The organism is Methylobacterium sp. Leaf118, assembly GCF_920984675.1.
Taxonomy (GTDB): Bacteria; Pseudomonadota; Alphaproteobacteria; order Rhizobiales; family Beijerinckiaceae; genus Methylobacterium.
In genome coordinates this window covers 13,779-36,381 of the sequence record NZ_CAKLBV010000001.1, presented here as the reverse complement: position 1 = coordinate 36,381, position 22,603 = coordinate 13,779, and the positions used below count along the sequence as shown (strand labels likewise).

Below are 22,603 nucleotides of genomic sequence, written 5' to 3'. Positions count from 1 at the left end.
GCAGGTGGCGCCGCGCGTGGGCGGCCTGCAGGGGATGTGGTCTCAGCTCGACGCCGATGCGCAAGATCATCCACATCGACATGGATGCGTTCTACGCCTCCGTCGAGCAGCGCGACGACCCGAGCTTGCGTGATCGTCCGCTCGCGGTGGGTGGTTCGCGGGAGCGCGGCGTCGTGATGGCGGCGAGCTACGAGGCGAGGGCCTTCGGTGTGCGCTCGGCCATGCCCTCGGCCACCGCGCGCCGCCTCTGCCCCGACCTCGTGTTCGTGCGCCCACGCTTTGAGGCCTACAAGGCCGTTTCGTCCGAGATTCGCGTCGTGTTCGAGGCGCACACGCCCATCATCGAGCCGGTCGCGCTCGACGAGGCCTATCTCGACGTCACCGAGAACCTGAAGGGCTTGCCGACCGCGACCGAGGTTGCAAGGGACATCCGCGCCACGATCCTCGTGCGAACGGGGCTCGTTGCCTCGGCGGGCGTGTCCTACAACAAGTTCCTCGCGAAGGTGGCATCCGACCACAGGAAGCCAGACGCGCTCTTCGTCATCACGCCAGCGATGGGGCCGGGCTTCGTCGAGACCCTGCCGATTGGTCAGTTCCGCGGCGTCGGACCAGCGACCGAAGCGAAGATGCGGCGCCTGGGCATCCACACCGGTGCCGATCTCAAGGCACGCTCGCTCGATGAACTGCGGGCGGCGTTCGGCAGCGCGGCCGACCATTATCACTCAGTGGCACGTGGCATCGACGAGCGGCCGGTGCGGGCGCACCGGGAGCGCAAATCGATCGGCGCGGAGACGACGTTCTCGCAGGACACGAGCGAGTACGCGGTGCTGGCCGAACGTCTGCAGCCATGCCTCGACAAGGTGTGGGCGGTGGCCACCGCGAAGGCGGTGGTGGCCCGCACCGTGACGCTGAAGCTGAAGTTCTCAGACTTTACCCAGATCACCCGGGCGCGCTCGCTGCCGGTCGCGCTAGCGGACCGCGCGACGCTGGAGGGGGTCAGCCTCGGCCTGCTGCGCGAGGCGTTTCCCTTGCGCCGGAGCGTGCGGCTGATCGGTGCGGCGCTCTCGTCGCTGCAGGGGCCGTTCGGTGATGACGAAGCACGGCAGCTCGATCTCTCCTTGTGAGGGAGATCGGACAGCCAACGTGCCGGCGCGCGACGAGGCTGGTGATGTCTGTCGCGGACCTGACGGCACGGAACAAGGTGGGGGCGAACTCCTGACCCTGTCCGGACTTTAATCGGCGGCGCCTCGAATGGCCGCCTGATGCCTGCACGGGTCGATCCATGCTACTCGGCCTGATGCCACAAACTGCCTGAGGCTGGATGGCCAGCGTAAGTGCCCGGAATGTTTCAGATGTATGTCGAGGCAAGTGCCGGCGACCCTTCGAGTGCGTGGGCGAGCACTTCCAGACCGTGCGTGATCTGCTGCCGGGTTGAGGGGCCGCCGAGACAGAGGCGCACCGCCTCCGGCGGTGTCCCTGCCACGCAGAAGGGATCGCTGCCGACCACGCCAAGCCCCGCCGACCGCCCCTGGCTGGCGAAGGCCGAGCGTGTCCAGCCATCCGGCAGCGTGATCCAGACGTGGAAGCCGTGCGGATCGGCGGTGTAGGTCTCGGCCGGAAGAAGCGAGGCCACGATGCGCTGGCGCGCGGCCGATTCCTCACGGACGAACTGCACGATGGCTTCCGCCGTGCCGTCCACGATCCAGCGCGTCGCGAGAGCGGTCGAGATTGGCGAGGCCATGACGGTCGCGGCTCGCAGCGCACCCGCGACCGGCAGGGTGGACCGGGCGCTCGGGGCGACGAGGAAGGCGAGGCGAAGGCCGGCGCCCAGGCACTTGGCCACCCCTGCCACGTAGTAGGTGATCTCCGGCGCGAGTTCGGCGAAGCTCGGCGGCGGTGCCGGGCAGATGCGCGCGTAGGCGTCGTCTTCGATGATGCTGACCGCGTAGCGCCGCGCCACCGCGATGATGGCCTCCCGCCGCGTGCGGGAGAGGGTCGCGGTGGTCGGGTTCTGCAGCAGCGGGTTCAGGTAGATCGCCTTCGGCGCGACCTTGGTGCAGGCGGCCGCGAAAGCGTCGGGGTCGACCCCGTGCCGGTCCATGGGAAGGTCGACGAGGCGCAAGCCCAGATGCGCCGCGAGCGCGCGGATGCCCGGGTAGGTGATGCGCTCGGCGCAGATGGTGTCACCGGGGCGGGCGACCTGACCGAGCACGCTGAACAGGGCGCTGTGGGCGCCAGGGCAGATCAGCAGCCGCTCCCGGTTCGTGTCGACTCCGCGGCCCTTCAGCCATTTCAGCGCCGCCTCCTTGTCGGCGTCGGTCCCGCCGAAGCCCTGGTAGCGCATAAGATTGGCAAGATCGCCGGACAGCTCCGAAAACGATGCCTGCATGCGGGCCTGCAGGGCAGGCGCGTCGGGCTCGGGCGGCAGGTTCATGGTGAAGTCGACCGGCCCCACCCGTGGCGCACCGGCGGCGCCTGAACGGGAAGGAAGGGCCGGATCGACCACGAAGGTGCCCTGGCCGACACGACCCTCGATCAGGCCGCGCTTGTGCGCCTCGACATACCCGCGGGACACCGTCGTGAAGTTCAGGTCGAGCGCATCGGCCAGCGCCCGCTGGGTCGGCAGGCGCGTGCCGGGCGTCAGGCGCCCAGTCCGGATATCGTCCGCCAGGGCCTCCGCGATGGCCAGATAATGCGGTTTGCCCCAGCGCTTGAGGTCCGGCGTCCAGTGCCCGGCCGTGACCTCATGAGGGCTCGTCGTCCCTCCTCTCTTCGTCGCCTTCATCCGCTCCGCGCCTGCACCATCAATATGCGATCAATGTTCGATTGTATGGCTAGCAAGCGCCATGCCGCAACGATGCCTCGGAAGTAGCGCTCGCGCAATCCATACAATACCAGCAATCGCCGCGCCTCGAACGTGCCTTTCGTGGTCACGAAACGCGCACGAATTGCTTCCAAAACGAGCGCCGGCCGAATTGATGCGTGACAGCGAGGCTCGGATTATTGATCGTGTAATTGTATGCATATTGCTTCGGCAAATTGACCGACACATTGATCGGCAGACTTCTGGCACGCCGCTTGCGCTGATGGTCCAGTGACCGCTTGAAGCCAGGCTTCCGCGGTCCAATCCATCGAGGAGTGAGATCCATGCCTGCCGTGAACCGCGAACATAACAAGAAGGGCGACTTCCTGGTCGACTACGAGGAGAAGGTCTTCGAGGACGTGAAGGCGGAGTCGGGCCAGAAGGCGCTCGTCACCTTCCACACCGTCGCGTTCGAGGGCTCGATCGGCCTCGTGAACCTGCTCCAGGCCACCCGCCTGCAGCGCAAAGGCTTCGACACCTCGATCCTGCTCTACGGCCCCGGCATCACGCTCGGCGTCCAGCGCGGATTCCCGCGGCTCGGCGACGAGGCGTTTCCCGGCCACCTCAACTTCAACAACCAGCTGGAGAAATTCATGGCCGAGGGCGGCAAGGTCTATGCCTGCCGGTTCTCGACCCAGGCGCTCTACGGCCACGGCGAAGCCGCCTTCATCGAGGGCATCCGCATGATCAACCCTCTCGACGTGCTCGACTGCATCCTCCTGCACAAGCGCGACAACGCGGTGATCCTCGACACCTGGACCGTCTGACGCGCGCGCATCGCATCTGGCGGCCGCGCACGACGCGGCCGCCGTCGCAGCCGGAGGATCACCCATGTCAGAGAACCGGATCGTGCGGGCTGCCGCCGTCCAGATCGCGCCGGACCTCGACCGGCCGGACGGCACCCTAGAGCGCGTGCTCAACGCCATCGACGAAGCTGCCGGCAAAGGCGCGCGCTTCATGGTCTTCCCCGAGACCTTCCTGCCCTACTACCCGTACTTCTCGTTCGTGCTGCCGCCCGCGATGCAGGGGGCGGAGCACCTCAAGCTCTACGAGCGCGCGGTCACCGTGCCGGGCCCGGTCACGCAGGCGGTCGCGGCGGCAGCCCGCCGTCACGGCGCGGTCATCGTGCTCGGCGTCAACGAGCGCGACCACGGCTCGCTCTACAACGCGCAGCTGATCTTCGACGCCGATGGGTCGCTCAAGCTGAAGCGCCGCAAGATCACCCCAACCTACCACGAGCGGATGATCTGGGGTCAGGGCGACGGCGCCGGGCTCGACGTGGTCGAGACCGCGGCCGGCCGCGTCGGCGCGCTGGCCTGCTGGGAGCATTACAATCCGCTCGCCCGCTACGCGCTCATGGCGCGTCACGAGGAGATCCACGCGGCGCAGTTTCCGGGTTCCCTCGTTGGCCAAATCTTCGCCGACCAGATGGAGGTGACGATCCGCCACCACGCCCTGGAGGCGGCCTGCTTCGTGGTCAACGCCACCGGCTGGTTGACGGACGCCCAGGTGGCGCAGGTCTGCCCGGACGAGCGCCTGCGCGGCGCCTGCCGCGGCGGTAACTGCACCGCCATCGTCTCGCCCGAAGGCAAGCACCTCGCCGCCCCCCTCGGACCCGGCGAGGGCATCCTGATCGCCGACATGGACCTCGCGCTCGTGACCAAGCGCAAGCGGATGATGGACTCGGTCGGCCACTACGCTCGGCCCGAACTCCTTAGCCTCCTCCACGACGACCGTCCGGCCTCATTCGTGCACCAGCCGGTCCGTTCAACGTCCGATTCCCGGAGCCTCGACCATGAGCAGCAGCCCGCTTCTGACGAACCAACCCTCGTGTCCGCCGGTCGTGGCGGGCTTGGTCGGGATGCCGACGGAGCGCCTGATCAACGCGTTGCAGTCCTACGGCGTTAGGCTGGCCGACAGCCGCGCGGGGGCCCCGAGCCGCCGCGGCGGAGCCGGACCCTCCGATCATAAGGCGATGACCATCGCGGGCCGCACCGTGATGGTGCCGGTGCACACCGAGACCGCCTTCGCCTCGCCTTTCCTCGTGCGCCGCCCGGACGCCGACGGGGTCTCGGTGATCGAGCACGACGGCGTGGTGATCGGGCAGGCGACCTTCCCCGGTAAGCCGCGCTTCTACGCCCTCTCGACCTTCGACGGCGTGCCCTACTCGAAGATCGCCGTGCTGCACGGGCGGGACGTGCTCGCCACTACGGTGCTGCAGACCTGCATCCGCTATCAGAGCCGCGCCAAGACCTGCCAGTTCTGCTCCATCGGCCAGTCGCTGGCGGCCGGCCGCACGGTCGCGCACAAGACGCCCGAGCAACTCGCCGAGGTCGCCCGTGCCGCCGTGCTCCTCGACGGCGTCAAGCACATGGTGATGACCACCGGCACGCCGAATGCCACCGACCGCGGCGCGGCGGTGCTGTGCGAGAGCGCGTTTGCCGTGAAGGCGGCGGTCGATCTGCCGATCCAGGCCCAATGCGAGCCGCCCGACGACGACCGCTGGTTCGAGCGGATGAAGGCGTCCGGCATCGATGCGCTCGGGATGCATCTGGAGGCCGTGACGCCCGAAGTGCGCGCCCGGATCATGCCCGGCAAGGCCAGCGTGCCGTTGGAACGCTACGACGCGGCGTTCGCCGCCGCCGTGCCGGTCTTCGGTCGCGGCCAGGTCTCGACCTACATCCTGGCGGGCCTCGGCGACACGCCGGAGGCGATCCTCGCGATGGCCGAGCGGCTGATCGGGATGGGCGTCTACCCCTTCGTCGTGCCGTTCGTGCCGATCTCGGGCACGCCGCTGGAGAGTCACCCGGCACCGGGCCCGGACTTCATGCACGCCATCCTGAAGCCGCTCGCCGACATGCTGGCGCAAGCGAACCTGCGCTCGGCCGACATCAAGGCCGGCTGCGGGCGCTGCGGTGCCTGCTCGGCCCTCTCCACCTACGAGCGCGCGGGGTTGGCAGCATGATATTCGACCCCGTCCCGCCCTATCGGCCGAGCCACTTCCGCGTGAAGTTCGCGGTCGCGCCCTGGGAGCGGCGCGCCTGCGCGGCGCTTCGCCGGCAGGTGTTCTGCACCGAGCAGGGCATCTTCACCGACGACGACCGCGACGCCGTCGACGCGCATGCCATCCCGATCTGCGCCCTTTCGACGATGGGCGGCGAAGCCGACGGCGTCGTCGGCACCGTGCGCATCCACGAGGTCGCGGAGCGGCCCGGCGAGTGGTGGGGCTCGCGGCTCGCCGTCGCCAGGGCCTTCCGCGGCACGGCCGCCCTCGGGGCCGGCCTCATCCAGGTCGCGGTCGCCTCGGCCCATGCCCGAGGCTGCATCCGCTTCCTCGCCCACGTGCAGGAGCGGAACGTGCCGCTGTTCGAGGCCCTGCACTGGGCACGCCTCGACGCCGTCGACCTTCATGGGCGGGCGCATCACCTGATGCAGGCGGATCTGTCCGCCTACCCGCCGATGCACGACCCCGAGCACGGGCTCGTCACCTTCCGCAGGGCAGCGTGATGACGGCCGCCGTCGACATCCAGGCGCTCGCCCGTCAGATCCAGGACGCGCGAGGCGTCGCGCACAAGCGCGATATCGACGCCGTGGTGGCACGGCTGGGGCTCGGCAGCCGGCACGCCGCAGTTCCGGTCGGCGACGACTGTGCCGCCATTCCCGACGGCGACGGCCACCTGCTGCTGGCCATCGAGGGATTCCTGGGCAGCTTCGTCGCCGCCGACCCGTACTTCGCGGGCTATTGCGGCATCATGGTCAACCTCAGCGACGTGGCCGCCATGGGCGGGCACCCGCTCGCGGTGGTCGATGCACTCTGGAGCCGGGACGCGGCTGAGGCGGACGCGATCCTGGCCGGCCTCTCCGACGCGGCCGCGCTCTACGGCGTGCCGGTCGTCGGCGGCCACACCAACAGGCGCGCCGATGCCGGCAACCTCGCGGTCGCCGTGCTCGGTCGGGCGGGGCCGCGCCTGCTGACGAGCTTCGATGCGACGCCTGGCGACGACCTCGTCGCCGCCATCGACCTGCGCGGTCGCTTTCGCGAGCCGCATCCCTACTGGGACGCCTCCACCGGCGCGCCGGGTGAGCGGCTGCGCGGCGACCTCGCGCTGCTGCCCGGGCTCGCTGAGGACGGCCTGTGTCGGGCCGCCAAGGACATCAGCATGGCGGGCGTCGTCGGCACGGCGCTGATGCTTCTCGAATGTTCGAACGTCGGCGGCGTCATCGACCTCGACGCGATCCCGAGGCCCGAGCCCGTTCCCCTCGCGCGCTGGCTGACGGCCTTCCCGAGCTTCGGTTACCTCCTCAGCGTCCACCCTGACCGCACGCCAGCCGTATGCGCGCGCTTCGCGGAACGCGGCATCACAGCCGCATCGATCGGCCGGCTCGATGCGAGCCGGGTCGCCCGGGTGTGCGATGCCGCCGGTGCGGAGGCCGTGGTCTGGGACTTCGTTGCCAACCCGCTCATCGGCTGCGGGAAGGATGGCGGGCACGCATCATGACGGGCCTTCGCATCGCCATCCTGACGCACTCCATCAACCCGCGCGGCGGCGTCGCCCACTGCCTCGCGCTCGCCGAGGCCTTGTGCGCCCTCGGGCACGAGGCGGTGGTGCATGCGCCTGATCCTGGCGGCCGCGGCTTCTTCCGGAACGCGGATTGCCCAACCGTGTCGGTGGTCGCTCAATCGGTCGGCGGTTCCACCGTTGACCTCGTGCGGGCCCGCATCAACGACTACCTGCGCCATTTCTCGACGCCGGCGGCCTGCGACTTCGACGTCTTCCACGCCCATGACGGTATTGGCGGCAATGCCCTCGCGACCCTGAAGCACCGTCGCCTGATCCCGGGTTTCGTGCGAACGGTCCATCACGTCGACCGCTTCTCCGATCCGCAGTTGGCAGAGTGGCAAGACCGCTCGATCCGCGAGGCCGCGCGCCTGCTCTGCGTCAGCCGTACCTGGGCCGACTGGATCCGGGACGACTTCGGGGCCGAGGCCGACGTCGTCGGGAACGGGGTAGACCTCTCGTTCTATCGCAATGAACCAACAGAGGCGGACACGGCTGTGCGGGAGCGCTGGGGCCTCGATCGGGGGCCGGTGATCCTCAGCGTCGGCGGCTTCGAGGAGCGCAAGAACACGCTGGGCATCATCGAGTCCTTCGTCCGGTTGCGCGCGCGCCACCCCCAGGCGCAGCTCGTCGTCGCCGGTGGCGCCTCGCTCCTCGACCACACCGCCTACCATACGCGGTGCCGCGCAGCCCTGGCATCGGCGAACCTGACGGTCGGGCGGGGCTCGGCGGTCATCGAGACGGGCCCTTTCCCGCAGGCCGACATGCCCGCCCTCTATCGGGTCGCCGACATGCTGGCCTTCCCGTCCTGGATGGAGGGCTTCGGCCTCTGCGTGCTGGAAGCGATGGCCTGCGGCACGCCCGCCATCGTGTCCCGGCAGCCACCCTTCACCGAGTACCTGGCGGCAACGGACGCGCTCTTCGTCGATCCAGCAGACCCATGCGCCATCGCCGACGCCATGGCGGCGGCCCTTGTCTCGCAGGCTCGCGACCGGTTGAGGGCGGCGGGCCTCGTGCGGGCTTCCGCCCATTCGTGGCGGGCCTGCGCGGGACGCCACCTCGATACCTACGCGGCCTGCGCCCGCACCCGACAGGAGTTGATCCATGCCTGAGATGCGTTTCCACGTCCGTTGGCCCGACGGCCGGCAAGAGGCCTGCTACTCGCCCTCCCTCGTCGTGAAGGACTTCCTCACCCCGGGGGAAAGCTACGCCCTCGACGACTTCGTCGAGAAGTCCCGAACGGCCCTCAACATCGCGAGCGAGCGGGTGCGCGAGAAGTACGGCTTCGCGTGCTCGTCCGCGATGGACCAACTCGCCCGGATCGAGGCCGCCGCGAAGCGGCAAGCGCCCGGTGGCCGAGTCACCGTCGAGTCCTTCGAATCCTGAGCCGACGCCCCTTCCGGACCCTCGCGGAGCCTGAGCCATGCCCCCCAAGACCCGTCACGTCCCCGTCGCCGTCGTCGGCGGTGGCCAAGCCGGCCTCTCGGTCAGCTACCACCTCAAGCAGCGCGGCATCGAGCACCTCGTCTTCGAGAAGAACACCGCCGCGCACACCTGGGCGACGCAGCGCTGGGACACCTTCTGCCTTGTCACGCCGAACTGGCAGTGCGACCTGCCCGGCCACCCCTACGATGGGCCAGACCCCGACGGGTTCATGAAGAAGGACGAGATCGTCGCCTACCTGAAGGCCTTCGTCGCCAAGGTGAACCCGCCGATCCGCGAGGGTGTGGCGGTCACACGCGTCGAGCGGCGCCAGGATGGCACCTTCTCGGTCCAGACCTCGGAGGGCGACTTTACCGCGGATGAGGTCGTCGTCGCCTCCGGTGGCTACCACACGCCGATCATCCCGCGCATGGCCGAGCGACTGCCGGGCTCGATCACGCAGATCCACTCGAACCAGTACCGCAACCCGGGACAGCTGCCCGAGGGCGAGGTGCTGGTGGTGGGCTCGGGCCAGTCGGGCGCGCAGATCGCCGAGGATCTGCACCTCGCCGGCCGCAAGGTGCACTTGGCGGTCGGCGACGCGCCCCGCTGCGCCCGTTTCTATCGCGGTCGCGACGTCGTCACCTGGCTCGCCGACATGGGCTACTACGAGATGACCGTCGACAAACATCCGCTGCGCGACGGCGTCCGCGATAACACCAACCACTACGTGACCGGCCGCGACGGCGGTCGCGACATCGACCTGCGCCGCTTCGCCATTGAGGGCATGAAGCTCTACGGCCTGATGGAGGACTACGAAGACGGCAGCTTGCGTTTCCGGGACGACCTCAAACGCTCATTGGACTCGGCCGACCGAACCTACAACGGCATCAACGCTGCCATCGACAAATACATCGTTGATAATGGCATCGAGGCCCCGGCACAGGAGCACTACAGCCCAGTTTGGGTGCCGGGCGAACCAATCCTCAGCCTCCGGCTAGAGGGATCGGGCATCACGAGCGTCGTCTGGTGCATCGGCTTCACGCCGGATTTTCGCTGGCTCGACGCCTCGGTCTTCAACGGCGCGGGCAGCCCCAAGCACAAGCGCGGCGTCACGAGCGAGCCGGGCGTCTCCTTCATCGGCCTGCCCTGGCTGAACACCTGGGGATCAGGCCGCTTCGGCGCCGTCGGCCGCGACGCCGAGTACGTCGTGGGGGTGATCCAGAAGCGCCTCGGCACCGAGCGGCCCGCCCTGAAATTCGTGGTCTGACCCGGTCTCGCTCGGGCCCCTTCCATGGCGGCATCAATCCGGACCGCTCCGGTAGGTCGAAGCCTGTGCCGTTCATGCAACAAGATATCCCTTCGAGAGCCTCTGAAGCATTCACTAGTAGACTCTGTGATGTTACGGTGCAGAATATAAGCATTGATGGAAATACATACAGATTGTATGTATTTCCATGCAATCAAGACAATCAGACATAAAATCTCGCTCGCGCACCCTTGCCACCGATGCTTCTCGGTGAACGGACGCGGCTGGCCGATGTCCGAGAAGGAAACCGATGATGCTGAAGAAGTTCGCGACCGCGGCGGGAGCGTTCGCCGCCGTCACCCTGAGCGCGACCGCCTCGTACGCCCAGGCCACTACGATCCCCGGCGAGCAGGTCGGCCTTGCCGTCGGCGCGCCGCTGCCCGAGGGCATCTACGCCATCGACACCTTCATCTACCGCCGGAACGACACGCGGTTCTCGACCGATACGGCGATCAACGTGCCGGTCCTAGTCTGGTCGACGGGTTACAAGATCTTCGGCGCCAACATTCAGCCCCTACTAGCCCAGCCGACCGTGTTCGCGTTTCCCAACAACCCACCGGGCGTGCCGAACCGCGACTTCTCGGTCAACGTCGGCACTCTGGTTGGGTCGATCTTCGCCTGGGACCTGGGTGGAGGCTTCGGCGTCAGCTACCTCGCCGCAGTCCACCTGAACGACCTCAACGCAGGCCGCGCCCTGCCGCAATTCTCCTCCAACACCTATCGTCAGGGCTTCGCGGCCAGCTACACCGCCGATGGCTGGAACCTCACAGCCAACCTCACCCACAACTTCTATGACTCCCCGGGCCGGTTCGAGGGTGCCATCGGGCAGGCGATCGGCCCGCTCTACCTCGCCGACGCCCTCCTGCTCGATCTGACGGCGACCAAGAAGTTCGGCAAGTTCGAGATCGGCGCGGTGGCCTACGGGGTGACGGACCTACCGCTTGGCGGAGCGGACTTCGCCCGCGCCGCGGCGCAGGGTTACGCCCGGGCCGGACGCTTCGCGGTCGGCGGCTTGGTCGGCTACGATTTCGGGCCGTTCACCGCGCAACTCATGGTCGCCCGCGACGTCGCCGTCCGGACCAACGGCACCGAATCGACCGACGGCTTCATCCGCCTCATCGCCCCGCTCTACACCCCGCCGAAGGCCGCCGTGGTCGAGCCGGTCGCGCTGGTGCGGAAGTATTGACGACAGATGCCGCGGCCCCGGCTTCCTCTCGAAGGTAACGCCGGGAGCCCGACCGAGAACGGGGTGAACTTTTTCCCAAGGGTCCACTTCGACAGGGACTGGATGGCCAAGTCTCGACAGCTATCGCCGCCTGGTCCCGTCCTTTCTCAAAGGAGATGAGCGTTGAGTCTGCACATGAGGATAAAAGGGGTCAGTCAGCCCCTGAAGGATGATAGCTGCCATGTCCTGGGCATGCCGCATCTCTGCCCGAGCGGCCTTTCCGAGAACTGGCTCTGGAAGGAATTGGGGCACCGCCACTGGGGTTTGATCGCCAAGGCTTTCGGGAGAGCCGAGGCCGGATTCGGGCCGGCGGGCGAGCCGCCCGTCTACGCGGCGTTCCGGAGGATCTCCCTGCAGGGCGGCGACCTCGGTGGCGTTCGCGAGAACGACGCGCTGGACGTGCGCTCGATGGTGACGTACCTCTCGAAGACCCGGGTCATCAGCCGGCACTTTGCGACGTGCCGGGACCGGCTGGTTGCAGACGTAGAGATGACCTCCGTCTTTGTGAGGCGCCAAGCCGAGGGCGTGAACCGTTCCATCGCTCGGATAAGAATCGAGGACCGGGGGCACGCCATGCCCGCTTTCGCGGCCCTGCTCGGTCAGCCTTCCATCATCGAGCACGTCTTTTCGGGGGCTGTCGCGGCGCCGGACGAGTGCGAGCTCGGAACCCTGGTCGTCGAGCCATGTCCCCATCTGGACTTCAACGGGGCCGGCCTTTTGTACTTCAGCAGCTTCGTCGCAGCCGTAGATCGGGCCGAGTGGCGCTTCCTCGGAAAGCGATCATGCAACTACGCCACCCGTGTCCGTCGAGCTTTGTTCCACGCGAACGTCGAAATAGGTGACCGTCTCTCGGTGCGGATACTGGCTTCGGGCGACGAGGCGAGTTGTTGCCACCGTGCGCTCCTATCGACGGAGGATGGTAATTTGCTGGCGGAGATAGTAACACGCCGCGCCATGCCATAATGAGATACAAGAGACTATTGTCGTCACGCTGATTTTAGGCCGGATTTATGGCGATTAGGCAATGTCTATCCAGATTGCTGAGTATGTGATTGGCTCTTGGTTATCGCTAAATCCCGGCGCACTGTTGTCAAGTTCTGCTAATACGTCGATAGCGGACCTTCGCGTACGTAAAGTCAGATGCCCGCCGATGGCGCGTAGCCGACCAGTCGGCATGCTAACTCCTGACCTAGGCCGTGTGAGAACGCCGATGCGTCAGGCTTGGGTCGTTTGCGTGGAGCAGCGTGGCAGATCGAACTGGCGAGCTTCAGGCCCGGATGGCCGCCAGCAGCGGACCGACCCCGAAGATCTGGATCGTCCGCTTCATGTTGTAGGCCAGAACCTGCAAGCTCATCTCGGTCCTGACCTTCCCCAAGGTCCGGGTCAGGAAGTGGGTGGCGCCCATCCAGGCCTTCAGCGTGCCGAACGGGTGCTCCACGGTCTGGCGACGGATCTTCATCGCATCCGGCATCCGGTCGAGCCGCGCCTGCATCGCATCGAGCACGCCCTCGTGCACCCGGCGCTTGACCCGGCGCGTCTCCGTCGGCGTGCAGCGGGGCTTGAGCGCGCAGTCGAGACAGGCCGTCAGGTTGCGGTAGTGGTCCATCGCGTCGCCCTCGGCCCGGCGATCGGACCGGGTGGCCCCCTTGGTCAGGTGCTGGCCGGCGGGACAGGTGTAGTGGTCCCGTTCGGCATCGTAGACGAAGTCCTGTCCCGTGAAGAGGCCACGCTTGGCGTGGCCCGAGGTCAGGGTCTTGGGCACGCAGGGCAGCACCCCGGTGCCTTCGCAGGCCAGCACCTGCTCCCCGCTGAGGTAGCCCCGGTCGGCCAGCACCGTGAGCGTGGCGCATCCCGTCGCCGCCTGCGCCAGAAGATCCATCGGCGCGAGCTGCGCCCGGTCGCTGCCGACGTTGGTCACGGCGTGGGCCACGATCAGGTGATGCTCGGCATCGACCGCGGCCTGGACGTTATAGCCGACCATGCCGGTGCCCTTGCCGCTGGTCGCCATGGAGCGCGCGTCGGGATCGGTCAGCGAGACCTGGCCGTCGGGGGCGGCCTCGACCTGCCGACCCATCGCCTGGAGCGCCTGCATCTGCTCGCGCAGGCCCGCGATCTTCTCGTTGAGCCGCACCGTGCGCGCCTCGGCGATGTCGCTCGGCTCGCGGTCGGCCCGATCCAGCGCCGCAAGATAACGGCCGATGCTCGTCTCGACCTGCGCCAGCCGGGCTTCGACCTTGGCGGCGGTGAAGATCTTGTCGCGGTTGTTGACCGCCTTGAACTTGCTGCCGTCGATCGCGACGACGGCTTTGCCGAACAGGTTCAATCGACGGCACAGCACCACGAACTGCGCGCAAGCAGCCTGGATGGCCGGGCCGTTGTCCTTGCGGAAGTCGGCCAGCGTCTTGAAGTCGGGCATCAAGCGGCCGGTGAGCCAGATCAGCTCGACGTTGCGCTGGCTCTCGCGTTCGAGGCGCCGGCTCGACGGGATCCGGTTGAGATAGCCGTAGAGGTAAATCTTGAGCAGGGTCGCCGGATGGTAGGCTGGACGGCCCGTCGCCTCCGGCACCGCGCCCGCGAAGCCGAGCGCGTTCAGATCGAGCTCATCGACGAACACTTCGACGAGGCGAACCGGGTTGTCGGCGGTGATGTAATCGTCCAGGCAGTCGCGAAGGAGCGTGATCTGCTGACGATCCTCGCCTGCGATGAAGCGCTTCCTCCCGACCTCCCAAGATCGGAAATTACTCTACCAGATCAACGCGTTTTCACACAGCCTGGACCGCAAGCAGACATCTGGGTTGCTGTTTCACAGAGTCCGGATGGGGTCGAAAGCAGAACGTCTGCTTCCAGGCAAAGGGTTAATGACCGCTCGCGGCGCGACCCGGAACCAAGTGTATTCGACCAGCGCTCGTCCGTGCCGGGCGGGATGCCGCCGTCCGAAAGCGTTCGGTCAGACGCCCATTCGGCACGTGAGCTGGTGTCAGGGCGACTGCGGTCACCCAGTCCTGGCGAGAATAAGCTGGATCGTCTCGGCAGGCTGATCCCACATCGGGAAATGGCCGCACTGCTCGAACCAGTGAAGTTCCGCGGCCGGAAACGCCGCTTTGGCGCGTGCGGCCTGGCCGGTCAGGCAGAGCCGATCCTGCCGGCCCCAACCGATCGTGATCCGGTTCTCGGGAGCGGCAGCCGGTCCTTCCTGCTCGGGTCCGTGAGCGAGGTCCCCGACGAGCGCGTCGAAGGTCGGGGTCGCGGCAAAGCTCTTCAGCTCGGTTACGACGACGTTCGGATCGAGCGCCCAAGGTCGCGCCGAGAGCTGCGCCAAAAGCGCCGTCCGCGAGGCCGTGTTGCGGCTCAGAGTCGGCAAGGCAGGACGGAGCGCGCGGAGGAGGCGGACGGAGGCGCCGATCGTGACCTTGAAATAGCTGCGCTCCCAGCCACGCCAAAAGCCGCCCGGATCGAGCGCGACGACATTCCCCCCGCTACCACGCCGGGAAAGCTCGAGCACGATGCGGGCGCCCATGGAGCTTCCGACGAGATCGACGCCGGCAAGGCCGCTCTCGGTGATGAAGCGCTGCACGCTACCGACAAGGCCGGCGAAGGTGCCGCTATCAGGTTCAGGCGGGCTTGCACCATGTCCGGGCATGTCGATCGCGATCACCTCGCGCTCCGCGCTCAGGGCGTGGACAATCGGGCTCCACGAGCGCTGGCTTCCGCCTAGGCCGTGGATCAGGAGGAGCTTGCGGCCGCTGCCGCACCGAGTGGCGTTGATCATTAAGCGCCCTTACCGAGGTCCAACTAGTCCCAACGAGCAGCGGCCCTCGCAGGTCCGGGAGTCCGCTCGGGGATCGTCCAGGGCATCGGGAGGGCCCGCTATCTGTATACCCTCACGCCCGGGATGATGGGGAAGCGGCTGAAGCCGTACCGCGCTGTCGCGTCCGCTTTCGGGCACGCTTCTAGAGTGGGATTGCCCCGGTTTGGTGGACACCGAGAGCGCTTTCGCGTGAGGTGTTTTCCCAACGCCCAGGAGCCGTCCCCCTTACCCGGCCGAGTTTCGTCGCCAGATGGTCGAGCTGGTTCGCGCCGGCCGCGATCCGACCGATCTGGCCCGCGAGTTCGAGCCCTCCGCACAGGCCATCCGCAACTGGGTGTCCGAGGCCGACCGCAGTGAGGGCCGGCGGGCGACCAAGCTATCGACGGCCGATCCTGGCCTGACGACAGCCGAGCGCGACGAACTCGTCCGGCTGCGCCGTGAGAACCGGCAACTGAAGCTGGAGCGCGACATTCTCTCTCGCGCAACAGCCTGGTTTGCGCGGGAGACCGGGGTTCTGCCGTCGGGATCTTCCGGTTCATGAGCGCGAACCAGGCCGACTTCCCGATCACGGTCATGGCGCGCACGCGCGGCGTGTCGAAGGCCGGGTACTACGCCTGGGCCAGCCGGCAGCCCTCGGCGCGGGCCGTTGCCGACGCCGCGCTGCTGAAGCGGATCCGCACCGTCCATCTCGGTTCGCGCCAGACCTATGGTGCGCCGCGCGTCCACGCCGAACTGCGCGAGCAGGATGAGCGGCACTCTCGCAAACGCATCGCCCGGCTGATGCGTGAGGCCGGCCTTGTTGGAGCCAGTCACCGGCGCGGTGGCCCCATCACGACGCGGCGCGACCAAGAGGTGCGGCCCGCCCCCGATCTCCGTCGACCGCAACTTTGCGGCTCAGGCGCCGAACCGGCTCTGGGTGGCCGACATCACCTACGTGCCCACCGCGGCCGGCTTCCTCTACCTCGCGGTGGTGCTCGACGCCTTCAGCCGCCGGATCGTCGGCTGGGCCATGGCCAACCATCTGCGCTCGGAGTTGGTGCTGGACGCGCTTGAGATGGCCGTCACGCAGCGCAAGCCACGCGACGTGATCCATCACTCGGACCAGGGCTCCCAATACACGTCCCTGGCCTTCGGCAACCGATGCCGGGAGGCCGACGTCCGGCCCTCGATGGGCTCTGTCGGCGACGCCTACGACAACGCGATGGCCGAGAGCTTCTTCTCCACCCTCGAATGCGATCTGCTTGTCCGCCGCGCTTCCGCTCGCAGGCAGAGGCCCGGATGGCGGTCTTCCGCGACATCGAAGGCTTCGACAACCCGCTGCGCCGTCACTCAGCGCTCGGCTATCGATCACCCATCGTCTACGAGCAGGACACTGCCTCAGAGGCGGTAAAACCAGACCTACTCAGCCAAGTCCCCTGACCGTCCATAAAAACGGGGCAATCCCACTCCTCGGTGGGCATCGGTCTGTGGACGACGCGGAGCGGGGCGCAGGCGTTAAGTGATCCGGAGATCGTCAGGCTGGGTGCCGCGTAACAAGTGCCACCGACGTATTCCACCATGGACCGATCTGCATCGTTGTCCCGCTTGCCGCCACCTCGGAACACCGTGGCCGAGGCTCAAAGCGGTCACCTCTAACCTGCGATCCGCTCGGCGCCCGCTGTGGTGCCGAGAGAAAGAGGCTCGCGCGCGTCCTGTTCGCCCCAGGTGTCCAGCGCATCGGGGACGTTGCTGGCATAGCCAAGGGTACGTCATGCGCCAGCTCGGCTGCGTGCGCGCAGACTTTACCGCCAGCATGGAGAAGGCTGCCAGGGCGAAGCGATCCAGGTACGGCTCGAGCGGAGCCGCAACAAGCCGCCAGGGCTACGCGCCGGCGCTGTAGCCCCGGCCTCAGCCCGAGGCGCTAGCACACTGCTAAGTCATTGAAAATATTGGCGCACCCGACACGATTCGAACGTGTGACCTTTGCCTTCGGAGGGCAACGCTCTATCCAGCTGAGCTACGGGTGCTAAGCCGCCACGTCAGTAGCCCAATCGGCCCTACCGCGCAACGCCGCTGAGCGGGAGAAATGAAAATCCTGACCGCTCAAAGGGATGAACGCGTGGCCCTCCTCAGGCAACGGTCACCCGTTCGAATCGTGTCGGACTGCGCGGGTCCGTCGCAATGAGCGGGCGGCGATCGAGGAGAGTTCGGTTGCAGCGCGGAGGCGGCGCACGGCGTGTGCCGCTGATGTGCCGGTAGAGCGCCGTGCGCGTTCTGGATGGCAGATAGGCTCGGTCGCGGCGTGCCATCGCCGGAGCCCTGAAAGTTGGGCTTCCCCCGCACCAAACGCCACTCTGGCCGACGGGACTCGGCTTGGAGGTTGTGGGCGCGGAGCGAAACATGATGTCTTGGCAAGGCGACGATTTCCGGGGGCGCCTCGCATGATCCTCTACGCGCATTCCGTCCCGGGCCGACCGGAGGCGGAGTGGGAGCCGCTGCCGGATCATCTCGCCGCCGTCGCCGCGAGGGCCGCAGCCTTCGCGAGCCTTTTCGGCTGGGCCGAGACCGCCCGCGCCGCCGGGCTCCTGCACGACATCGGCAAAGCCTCGGCCGAGGTGCAAGCCTATCTGCACGGGCAGGGGCCGAGCCGCGACCATTCCACCGCCGGGGCGCGGGTGGGCGCGGCGCTCTACCCGACTCTGCTCGGACGGATGATCGCGGCGATCGTCGCGGGGCATCATGCCGGGCTGAGCGACGGCGCCGATCTCGATCGCCGGCTCGATCTGTCCCATCCAATTCCCGACTCTACGGCGTGGCCGTCCCAGGCCGGTCCGCTGCCGCCGGTCGCCGCGCTGCGGCCGACCCGGCAACCTGTCGCACCCTACGGATCTGGCTTTAGTTGGGCCTTCCGGACGCGGATGCTGTTCTCCTGCCTCGTCGATGCCGACTTCCTGGAGACGGAGCGCTTCTACGCGGGCGGAGCGGTCGCGCGGGGCGGATACCCTGATCTCGCCGTCCTGCGGGCGCGGCTGGAGGCGCATCTCGGCGCTCTTCGGGACAGGGCTGAACTGAGCCGGGTCAACGCCATCCGAGCGGAGGTGCTCGCGCATGTGCGGGCGCGGGCCGGCCTGCCACCGGGGCTGTTCACGCTCACCGTGCCGACAGGTGGCGGCAAGACCCTGGCCTCGCTCGCCTTCGCCCTCGATCATGCTGCGGCGCACGGCCTACGGCGCGTGATCCACGTCGCGCCCTTCACCGCGATCATCGAGCAAACGGCAGCCGTGTTCCGGCGGGCGCTCGGTGCGGATGCGGGCGTGCTGGAGCATCACGCGAGCTTCGATTGGGAAGCCCTGGATCGACAAGGCGGCGATACCGGCTTCGGGACGGATGGCGCCTCGCGCCTGCGCCGGGCCGCCGAGAACTGGGATGTGCCGGTGGTGGTCACGACGGCGGTGCAGTTCTTCGAGAGCCTGTTCGCCAACCGCACGTCGCGCGCGCGCAAGCTGCACAACATCGCCAGCAGCGTCGTCATCCTCGACGAGGCGCAGGCTTTACCGCTGCGTCTGCTTGGGCCCTGCCTGGCGGCGATCGAAGAACTGGCCGCCAATTACGGCACCAGCATCGTGCTCTGCACCGCGACCCAGCCGGCCCTGCGCCGCATCGATGGCTTCCCGAACGGTCTGCCGATCGACGACACGCGCGAACTCGCCCCCGATCCGCCGCGGCTCTACGCGGCCCTGCGGCGGGTGACGGTGGAGACGAAGGCCGACCCGGTCGAGGACGCCGTGATCGCCGCGCAGTTCGTTCAGGCCCCGCGGATGCTGTGCATCGTCAACAGCCGAGCGCATGCGGCAGCCGTCTTTGAGCGAATCCGCGATCTGCCGGGCGCCGTCCATCTCTCGACCCTCATGTGCCCGCGCCATCGCCGCGCCGTGCTCGAGGCGGCCCGCGAACGCCTGCGCATGGCCGAGGCGCCGGTGCGGATCGTCAGCACCTCGCTGATCGAGGCGGGCGTCGACATCGACTTGCCCGAGGTCTGGCGCGCCTGCGCCGGGCTCGACGCGGTGGCGCAGGCGGCCGGGCGCTGCAACCGAGAGGGACGTGGCGAGCGCGGACGGATGGTGGTATTCGAGCCGGCCGAACATCGGATGCCGCGCGACCTCGAGGCGTTCTGGCGCGCCGCCGCCCCGATCCTGCGGCGGGCGCAGGATCCGCTTGCGGCAGACACCATGCGCGACTACTTCCGCGAACTCTACTTCCGCAAGGGGGCGGAGGCGTTCGATAACGGGATCCTCGAAGGACAGGTCTGGCCGATCCTTCCGGAGATTGAGAAACGCGCGAGCACGGGTGCGTTTCCCTTCGGATCCATCGCTCGCACTTTTCGTCTCATCGATGCGGCGATGGAGCCGGTGATCGTGCCCTGGCGGGCCTCAACCGAGGACAACGAGGCCGAAGATCTGCTGGAGCGCATTGCGGCGATGGATCGACCGCTCGCCGCGGACCTGCGCCGCCTGCAGGGCTACATGGTGCCGATCCCGCCCAAGACGCGCGCAGCTTGGCTCGCCCGCGGCACCCTCGCACCCGTGCATCCGCAGACCGGCGACGCCCTGCTGCGCCTGACCGAACCCGACCTCTACGACGCCCGAACTGGGCTGCGCCTCGACGGCAGCCTCGACCGGGCGGCCGAGGACAACATCATTGGCTGACGGGCCGTTCGCTTCCGTCGCATCCGCGCCCGGTGAGAGGCGATGGCGGCGGGAAGACACTCCCCGCCGCAGAGATCTACGTCTGATCCTCGCCCCCGTGAGGGGACGAGGATCACTAGGCTGGAGTTGGCCCGGTTCGAGCTGTTTCGATCCGCGCCCCCGTGAGGGAGCGACGTGCGCAGCGAGCCGCCCGTGATGCGCAGCAGCTTGTTTCGATCCGCGCCCCCGTGAGGGAGCGACAGGGTTGGTCCTCTCAAGCCCCGGCCGGCTTCATCGTTTCGATCCGCGCCCCCGTGAGGGAGCGACCCCATGCTCATCTAGCAGACGATCCCGTTCCGCTAGTTTCGATCCGCGCCCCCGTGAGGGAGCGACCGCCGAGGTTTTCACCCGAGGTGCGATCGGACGTGTTTCGATCCGCGCCCCCGTGAGGGAGCGACCGCGATGGGGGCCGTTCAAGCTTCTGTCATGTGGTTTCGATCCGCGCCCCCGTGAGGGAGCGACCTGTCCACCGTGTTGAACACGGCGCCATAGCCCTCGTTTCGATCCGCGCCCCCGTGAGGGAGCGACACGATCCGAGGCCGGCCGGTCTGATGGCCACCGTGTTTCGATCCGCGCCCCCGTGAGGGAGCGACCGCTGGCGCTCGGCGCCCTCGTCTACCTCAACAAGTTTCGATCCGCGCCCCCGTGAGGGAGCGACCCGCAGCCCTTTCACGGCGATGCTCGGCGACTTTGTTTCGATCCGCGCCCCCGTGAGGGAGCGACCGCAGCCATCTTCACGATCAGCGACAAGCAGGAGTTTCGATCCGCGCCCCCGTGAGGGAGCGACAGCGGAAGCGCTCCTCCTTCAGGACCAGATCGGTGTTTCGATCCGCGCCCCCGTGAGGGAGCGACAGCCATCCGCATGGCAAGCGACGTGCTCGGGCAGTTTCGATCCGCGCCCCCGTGAGGGGGCGACCGAGGATCGGGTCAGGTTGGAGTTGATCAGCGCGTTTCGATCCGCGCCCCCGTGAGGGAGCGACGTGACGGCTCTCGGGGAAAGCCTCAAGGCCTTCGTGTTTCGATCCGCGCCCCCGTGAGGGAGCGACGCGGTCACCGGGCCGACGGGCCTGCCGCCCAGCGCGTTTCGATCCGCGCCCCCGTGAGGGAGCGACCGGAGGCGCTCCGCGTCTCGGATTGGCTGGCGAAGTTTCGATCCGCGCCCCCGTGAGGGAGCGACCGGCGCCTTGGACTCGTCGGCCGGCTTGTTCGGCGTTTCGATCCGCGCCCCCGTGAGGGAGCGACGACATCAGCCTTGTCCTTGAGGACGAGGCGATAGTTTCGATCCGCGCCCCCGTGAGGGAGCGACGCTGACGGTGCGGCCAAGCCCGATCTGCATAGCGTTTCGATCCGCGCCCCCGTGAGGGAGCGACCGCCGGCAGCCCGTTCACGGCTTGGCTATGAGCCTGTTTCGATCCGCGCCCCCGTGAGGGAGCGACACGCTCTTGCTGTGCTCGTCCAGAAGGTCGCGGAGTTTCGATCCGCGCCCCCGTGAGGGAGCGACCCGGCTTCGGGAAGGGCGGCTTTATCTCTGCAAGTTTCGATCCGCGCCCCCGTGAGGTAGCGACCTGTCTGTCGCCGCCCTGCTCGTGAGATACGAAGTTTCGATCCGCGCCCCCGTGAGGGAGCGACTGGAGCGGGTTCCGACCAGCTTTGGGATCAGGGGTTTCGATCCGCGCCCCCGTGAGGGAGCGACGCCGGGGGCCTCGCAGTGGCCATCCGCACGTAGGTTTCGATCCGCGCCCCCGTGAGGGAGCGACATGGCGTCTACGAGGGCGTAGCCGCGATGGCCAAGTTTCGATCCGCGCCCCCGTGAGGGAGCGACCACCCGATAGGCGCAGCGCCGTCTCGAGGAGCGAGTTTCGATCCGCGCCCCCGTGAGGGAGCGACCCTCCGCACCTACGACCCGCTTCATCGCTTCGTGTTTCGATCCGCGCCCCCGTGAGGGAGCGACCCGCGGCCGCTCATGCGCGAGGAGGCGCACCCATGTTTCGATCCGCGCCCCCGTGAGGGAGCGACCGGACACGATCTCCAGGAAGGTCTCCTCCCCGACGTTTCGATCCGCGCCCCCGTGAGGGAGCGACCCGCATCACCGCGCAGGCCGCGGCAGCCAACGAGTTTCGATCCGCGCCCCCGTGAGGGAGCGACGGCGGAGCCGTACTACCAGCCGGCGCCCGGCAAGTTTCGATCCGCGCCCCCGTGAGGGAGCGACGGCCTCATCGTAACAAGTTGATCAGGTTCAGGAAATCGAGAGATCTGCGCGAACCGCCTAGAAACGGCGTGGGGCGTTGGATCTGCGTCTGTGGAGCTGGGGCGAATTCCGAGAGGTTCCAGCAGCTTACGGGCTGCGCGAACCATCGATGAACGGCCTGCTCGCTCCCGGTTCGCGTCACCGCGGTTAGAACAAGAGCGGGCCGTCGAGATCGAGGGTCGGCTTGGCGCCGACATGCTCGACGCGGCGGCGTCCTTCGGCACCCAGGCGGTAGAAGCGCAGGGAATCGTGCTGCGGGTCGATCTCGGCCACCAACCGGGCGCGCAACGCCGTCCATTGCGCCGGCTCGACCTCGCATTCGAACACCGAGTTCTGCACCCGCTGGCCGTAATCGAGGCAGGCACGGGCGACCCGCCGCAAGCGGCGGCGTCCTGAGGGGGACTCGGTGTTCACGTCGTAGGCCACGAGCATCAGCATCGCATCG

Annotated in this window: 16 protein-coding genes, 1 tRNA gene, 1 pseudogene and 1 CRISPR repeat array; of the genes and pseudogenes, 13 read left to right on the top strand and 5 right to left on the bottom strand. The window is 67.9% G+C overall.

All coding sequences use genetic code 11. The features are described 5' to 3' along the window. Positions 1 to 56 precede the first annotated feature (56 nt). The gene (dinB, locus tag LW587_RS00145; RefSeq protein ID WP_232627653.1) at positions 57 to 1,124 is read left to right on the top strand and encodes a DNA polymerase IV; all 1,068 of its coding nucleotides are present in this window, start codon (positions 57 to 59) and stop codon (positions 1,122 to 1,124) included. A 224-nt stretch (positions 1,125 to 1,348) separates the two neighbouring features. Here dinB and LW587_RS00140 read toward each other — a convergent pair whose 3' ends face one another. Then, on the bottom strand, positions 1,349 to 2,785 hold the full coding sequence (locus LW587_RS00140; protein ID WP_232627652.1) for an aminotransferase-like domain-containing protein: 1,437 nt from the start codon (positions 2,783 to 2,785) through the stop codon (positions 1,349 to 1,351). A gap of 362 nt (positions 2,786 to 3,147) precedes the next feature. Here LW587_RS00140 and LW587_RS00135 point away from each other — a divergent pair, with 362 nt between their 5' ends. From LW587_RS00135 to LW587_RS00090, 10 genes are all read left to right on the top strand, one after another. Further along, positions 3,148 to 3,630: an MSMEG_0572/Sll0783 family nitrogen starvation response protein gene (locus tag LW587_RS00135; RefSeq protein ID WP_232627651.1), complete on the top strand. Its 483-nt coding sequence runs from the start codon at positions 3,148 to 3,150 to the stop codon at positions 3,628 to 3,630. A 64-nt stretch (positions 3,631 to 3,694) separates the two neighbouring features. Continuing rightward, entirely contained in the window at positions 3,695 to 4,771 is a 1,077-nt protein-coding gene (locus LW587_RS00130; RefSeq protein WP_232627650.1) for a Nit6803 family nitrilase, read from the top strand. Continuing rightward, entirely contained in the window at positions 4,725 to 5,828 is a 1,104-nt protein-coding gene (locus tag LW587_RS00125) for an MSMEG_0568 family radical SAM protein (RefSeq protein WP_232627763.1), read from the top strand. Before LW587_RS00130 ends, LW587_RS00125 begins: the two co-directional genes overlap by 47 nt. Then, on the top strand, positions 5,825 to 6,370 hold the full coding sequence (locus LW587_RS00120; protein WP_232627649.1) for an MSMEG_0567/Sll0786 family nitrogen starvation N-acetyltransferase: 546 nt from the start codon (positions 5,825 to 5,827) through the stop codon (positions 6,368 to 6,370). The genes LW587_RS00125 and LW587_RS00120 overlap by 4 nt, the downstream gene beginning before the upstream one ends. Further along, on the top strand, positions 6,370 to 7,362 hold the full coding sequence (locus LW587_RS00115) for a sll0787 family AIR synthase-like protein (protein ID WP_232627648.1): 993 nt from the start codon (positions 6,370 to 6,372) through the stop codon (positions 7,360 to 7,362). The genes LW587_RS00120 and LW587_RS00115 overlap by 1 nt, the downstream gene beginning before the upstream one ends. Further along, entirely contained in the window at positions 7,359 to 8,534 is a 1,176-nt protein-coding gene (locus LW587_RS00110) for an MSMEG_0565 family glycosyltransferase (protein ID WP_232627647.1), read from the top strand. Before LW587_RS00115 ends, LW587_RS00110 begins: the two co-directional genes overlap by 4 nt. Continuing rightward, a complete protein-coding gene (locus tag LW587_RS00105) occupies positions 8,527 to 8,808 on the top strand; it encodes an MSMEG_0570 family nitrogen starvation response protein (RefSeq protein WP_232627646.1) in 282 nt (93 codons plus the stop codon). Before LW587_RS00110 ends, LW587_RS00105 begins: the two co-directional genes overlap by 8 nt. Positions 8,809 to 8,845: 37 nt before the next feature. Next, positions 8,846 to 10,114 carry an MSMEG_0569 family flavin-dependent oxidoreductase gene (locus LW587_RS00100; protein ID WP_232627645.1) on the top strand — a complete coding sequence of 423 codons (1,269 nt, stop codon included), beginning with the start codon at positions 8,846 to 8,848 and terminating at the stop codon, positions 10,112 to 10,114. Positions 10,115 to 10,406: 292 nt separating this feature from the next. Beyond that, entirely contained in the window at positions 10,407 to 11,339 is a 933-nt protein-coding gene (locus LW587_RS00095) for a transporter (protein WP_232627644.1), read from the top strand. Between the two features lie 162 nt (positions 11,340 to 11,501). After that, positions 11,502 to 12,341: a Pnap_2097 family protein gene (locus LW587_RS00090; RefSeq protein WP_232627643.1), complete on the top strand. Its 840-nt coding sequence runs from the start codon at positions 11,502 to 11,504 to the stop codon at positions 12,339 to 12,341. Between the two features lie 304 nt (positions 12,342 to 12,645). Here the strand turns inward: LW587_RS00090 and LW587_RS00085 are convergent, their stop codons facing one another. After that, entirely contained in the window at positions 12,646 to 14,082 is a 1,437-nt protein-coding gene (locus tag LW587_RS00085) for an IS1182 family transposase (RefSeq protein WP_232627762.1), read from the bottom strand. A 288-nt stretch (positions 14,083 to 14,370) separates the two neighbouring features. Beyond that, positions 14,371 to 15,147, bottom strand: coding sequence for an alpha/beta fold hydrolase (locus LW587_RS00080; protein ID WP_232627642.1), 777 nt, complete (start codon positions 15,145 to 15,147; stop codon positions 14,371 to 14,373). A gap of 289 nt (positions 15,148 to 15,436) precedes the next feature. On the opposite strand from LW587_RS00080, the pseudogene LW587_RS00075 reads away from it, so the two are divergent. Continuing rightward, positions 15,437 to 16,605, top strand: a pseudogene (locus LW587_RS00075) (IS3 family transposase). Positions 16,606 to 17,115: 510 nt separating this feature from the next. On the opposite strand, the gene LW587_RS00070 reads toward LW587_RS00075, so the two are convergent. Continuing rightward, a tRNA-Arg gene (locus LW587_RS00070) sits at positions 17,116 to 17,192 on the bottom strand. Between the two features lie 414 nt (positions 17,193 to 17,606). Between LW587_RS00070 and LW587_RS00065 the strand changes: the two genes are divergently transcribed. Continuing rightward, the gene (locus LW587_RS00065; RefSeq protein ID WP_232627641.1) at positions 17,607 to 19,871 is read left to right on the top strand and encodes a CRISPR-associated endonuclease Cas3''; all 2,265 of its coding nucleotides are present in this window, start codon (positions 17,607 to 17,609) and stop codon (positions 19,869 to 19,871) included. Between the two features lie 143 nt (positions 19,872 to 20,014). Further along, positions 20,015 to 22,119: a CRISPR direct-repeat array (repeat unit 31 nt; unit sequence GTTTCGATCCGCGCCCCCGTGAGGGAGCGAC). Positions 22,120 to 22,305: 186 nt separating this feature from the next. Here the strand turns inward: LW587_RS00065 and cas2 are convergent. Beyond that, positions 22,306 to 22,596, bottom strand: coding sequence for a CRISPR-associated endonuclease Cas2 (gene cas2, locus LW587_RS00060; protein WP_232627640.1), 291 nt, complete (start codon positions 22,594 to 22,596; stop codon positions 22,306 to 22,308). Positions 22,597 to 22,603 lie beyond the last annotated feature (7 nt).

Coding starts and splice junctions, on each gene's coding strand:
- dinB (WP_232627653.1), top strand. CDS start 57: ATGCGCAAGATCATCCACATCGACATGGATGCGTTCTACGCCTCCGTC.
- LW587_RS00140 (WP_232627652.1), bottom strand. CDS start 2,785: ATGAAGGCGACGAAGAGAGGAGGGACGACGAGCCCTCATGAGGTCACG.
- LW587_RS00135 (WP_232627651.1), top strand. CDS start 3,148: ATGCCTGCCGTGAACCGCGAACATAACAAGAAGGGCGACTTCCTGGTC.
- LW587_RS00130 (WP_232627650.1), top strand. CDS start 3,695: ATGTCAGAGAACCGGATCGTGCGGGCTGCCGCCGTCCAGATCGCGCCG.
- LW587_RS00125 (WP_232627763.1), top strand. CDS start 4,725: ATGCCGACGGAGCGCCTGATCAACGCGTTGCAGTCCTACGGCGTTAGG.
- LW587_RS00120 (WP_232627649.1), top strand. CDS start 5,825: ATGATATTCGACCCCGTCCCGCCCTATCGGCCGAGCCACTTCCGCGTG.
- LW587_RS00115 (WP_232627648.1), top strand. CDS start 6,370: ATGACGGCCGCCGTCGACATCCAGGCGCTCGCCCGTCAGATCCAGGAC.
- LW587_RS00110 (WP_232627647.1), top strand. CDS start 7,359: ATGACGGGCCTTCGCATCGCCATCCTGACGCACTCCATCAACCCGCGC.
- LW587_RS00105 (WP_232627646.1), top strand. CDS start 8,527: ATGCCTGAGATGCGTTTCCACGTCCGTTGGCCCGACGGCCGGCAAGAG.
- LW587_RS00100 (WP_232627645.1), top strand. CDS start 8,846: ATGCCCCCCAAGACCCGTCACGTCCCCGTCGCCGTCGTCGGCGGTGGC.
- LW587_RS00095 (WP_232627644.1), top strand. CDS start 10,407: ATGCTGAAGAAGTTCGCGACCGCGGCGGGAGCGTTCGCCGCCGTCACC.
- LW587_RS00080 (WP_232627642.1), bottom strand. CDS start 15,147: ATGATCAACGCCACTCGGTGCGGCAGCGGCCGCAAGCTCCTCCTGATC.
- LW587_RS00065 (WP_232627641.1), top strand. CDS start 17,607: ATGATCCTCTACGCGCATTCCGTCCCGGGCCGACCGGAGGCGGAGTGG.
- cas2 (WP_232627640.1), bottom strand. CDS start 22,596: ATGCTGATGCTCGTGGCCTACGACGTGAACACCGAGTCCCCCTCAGGA.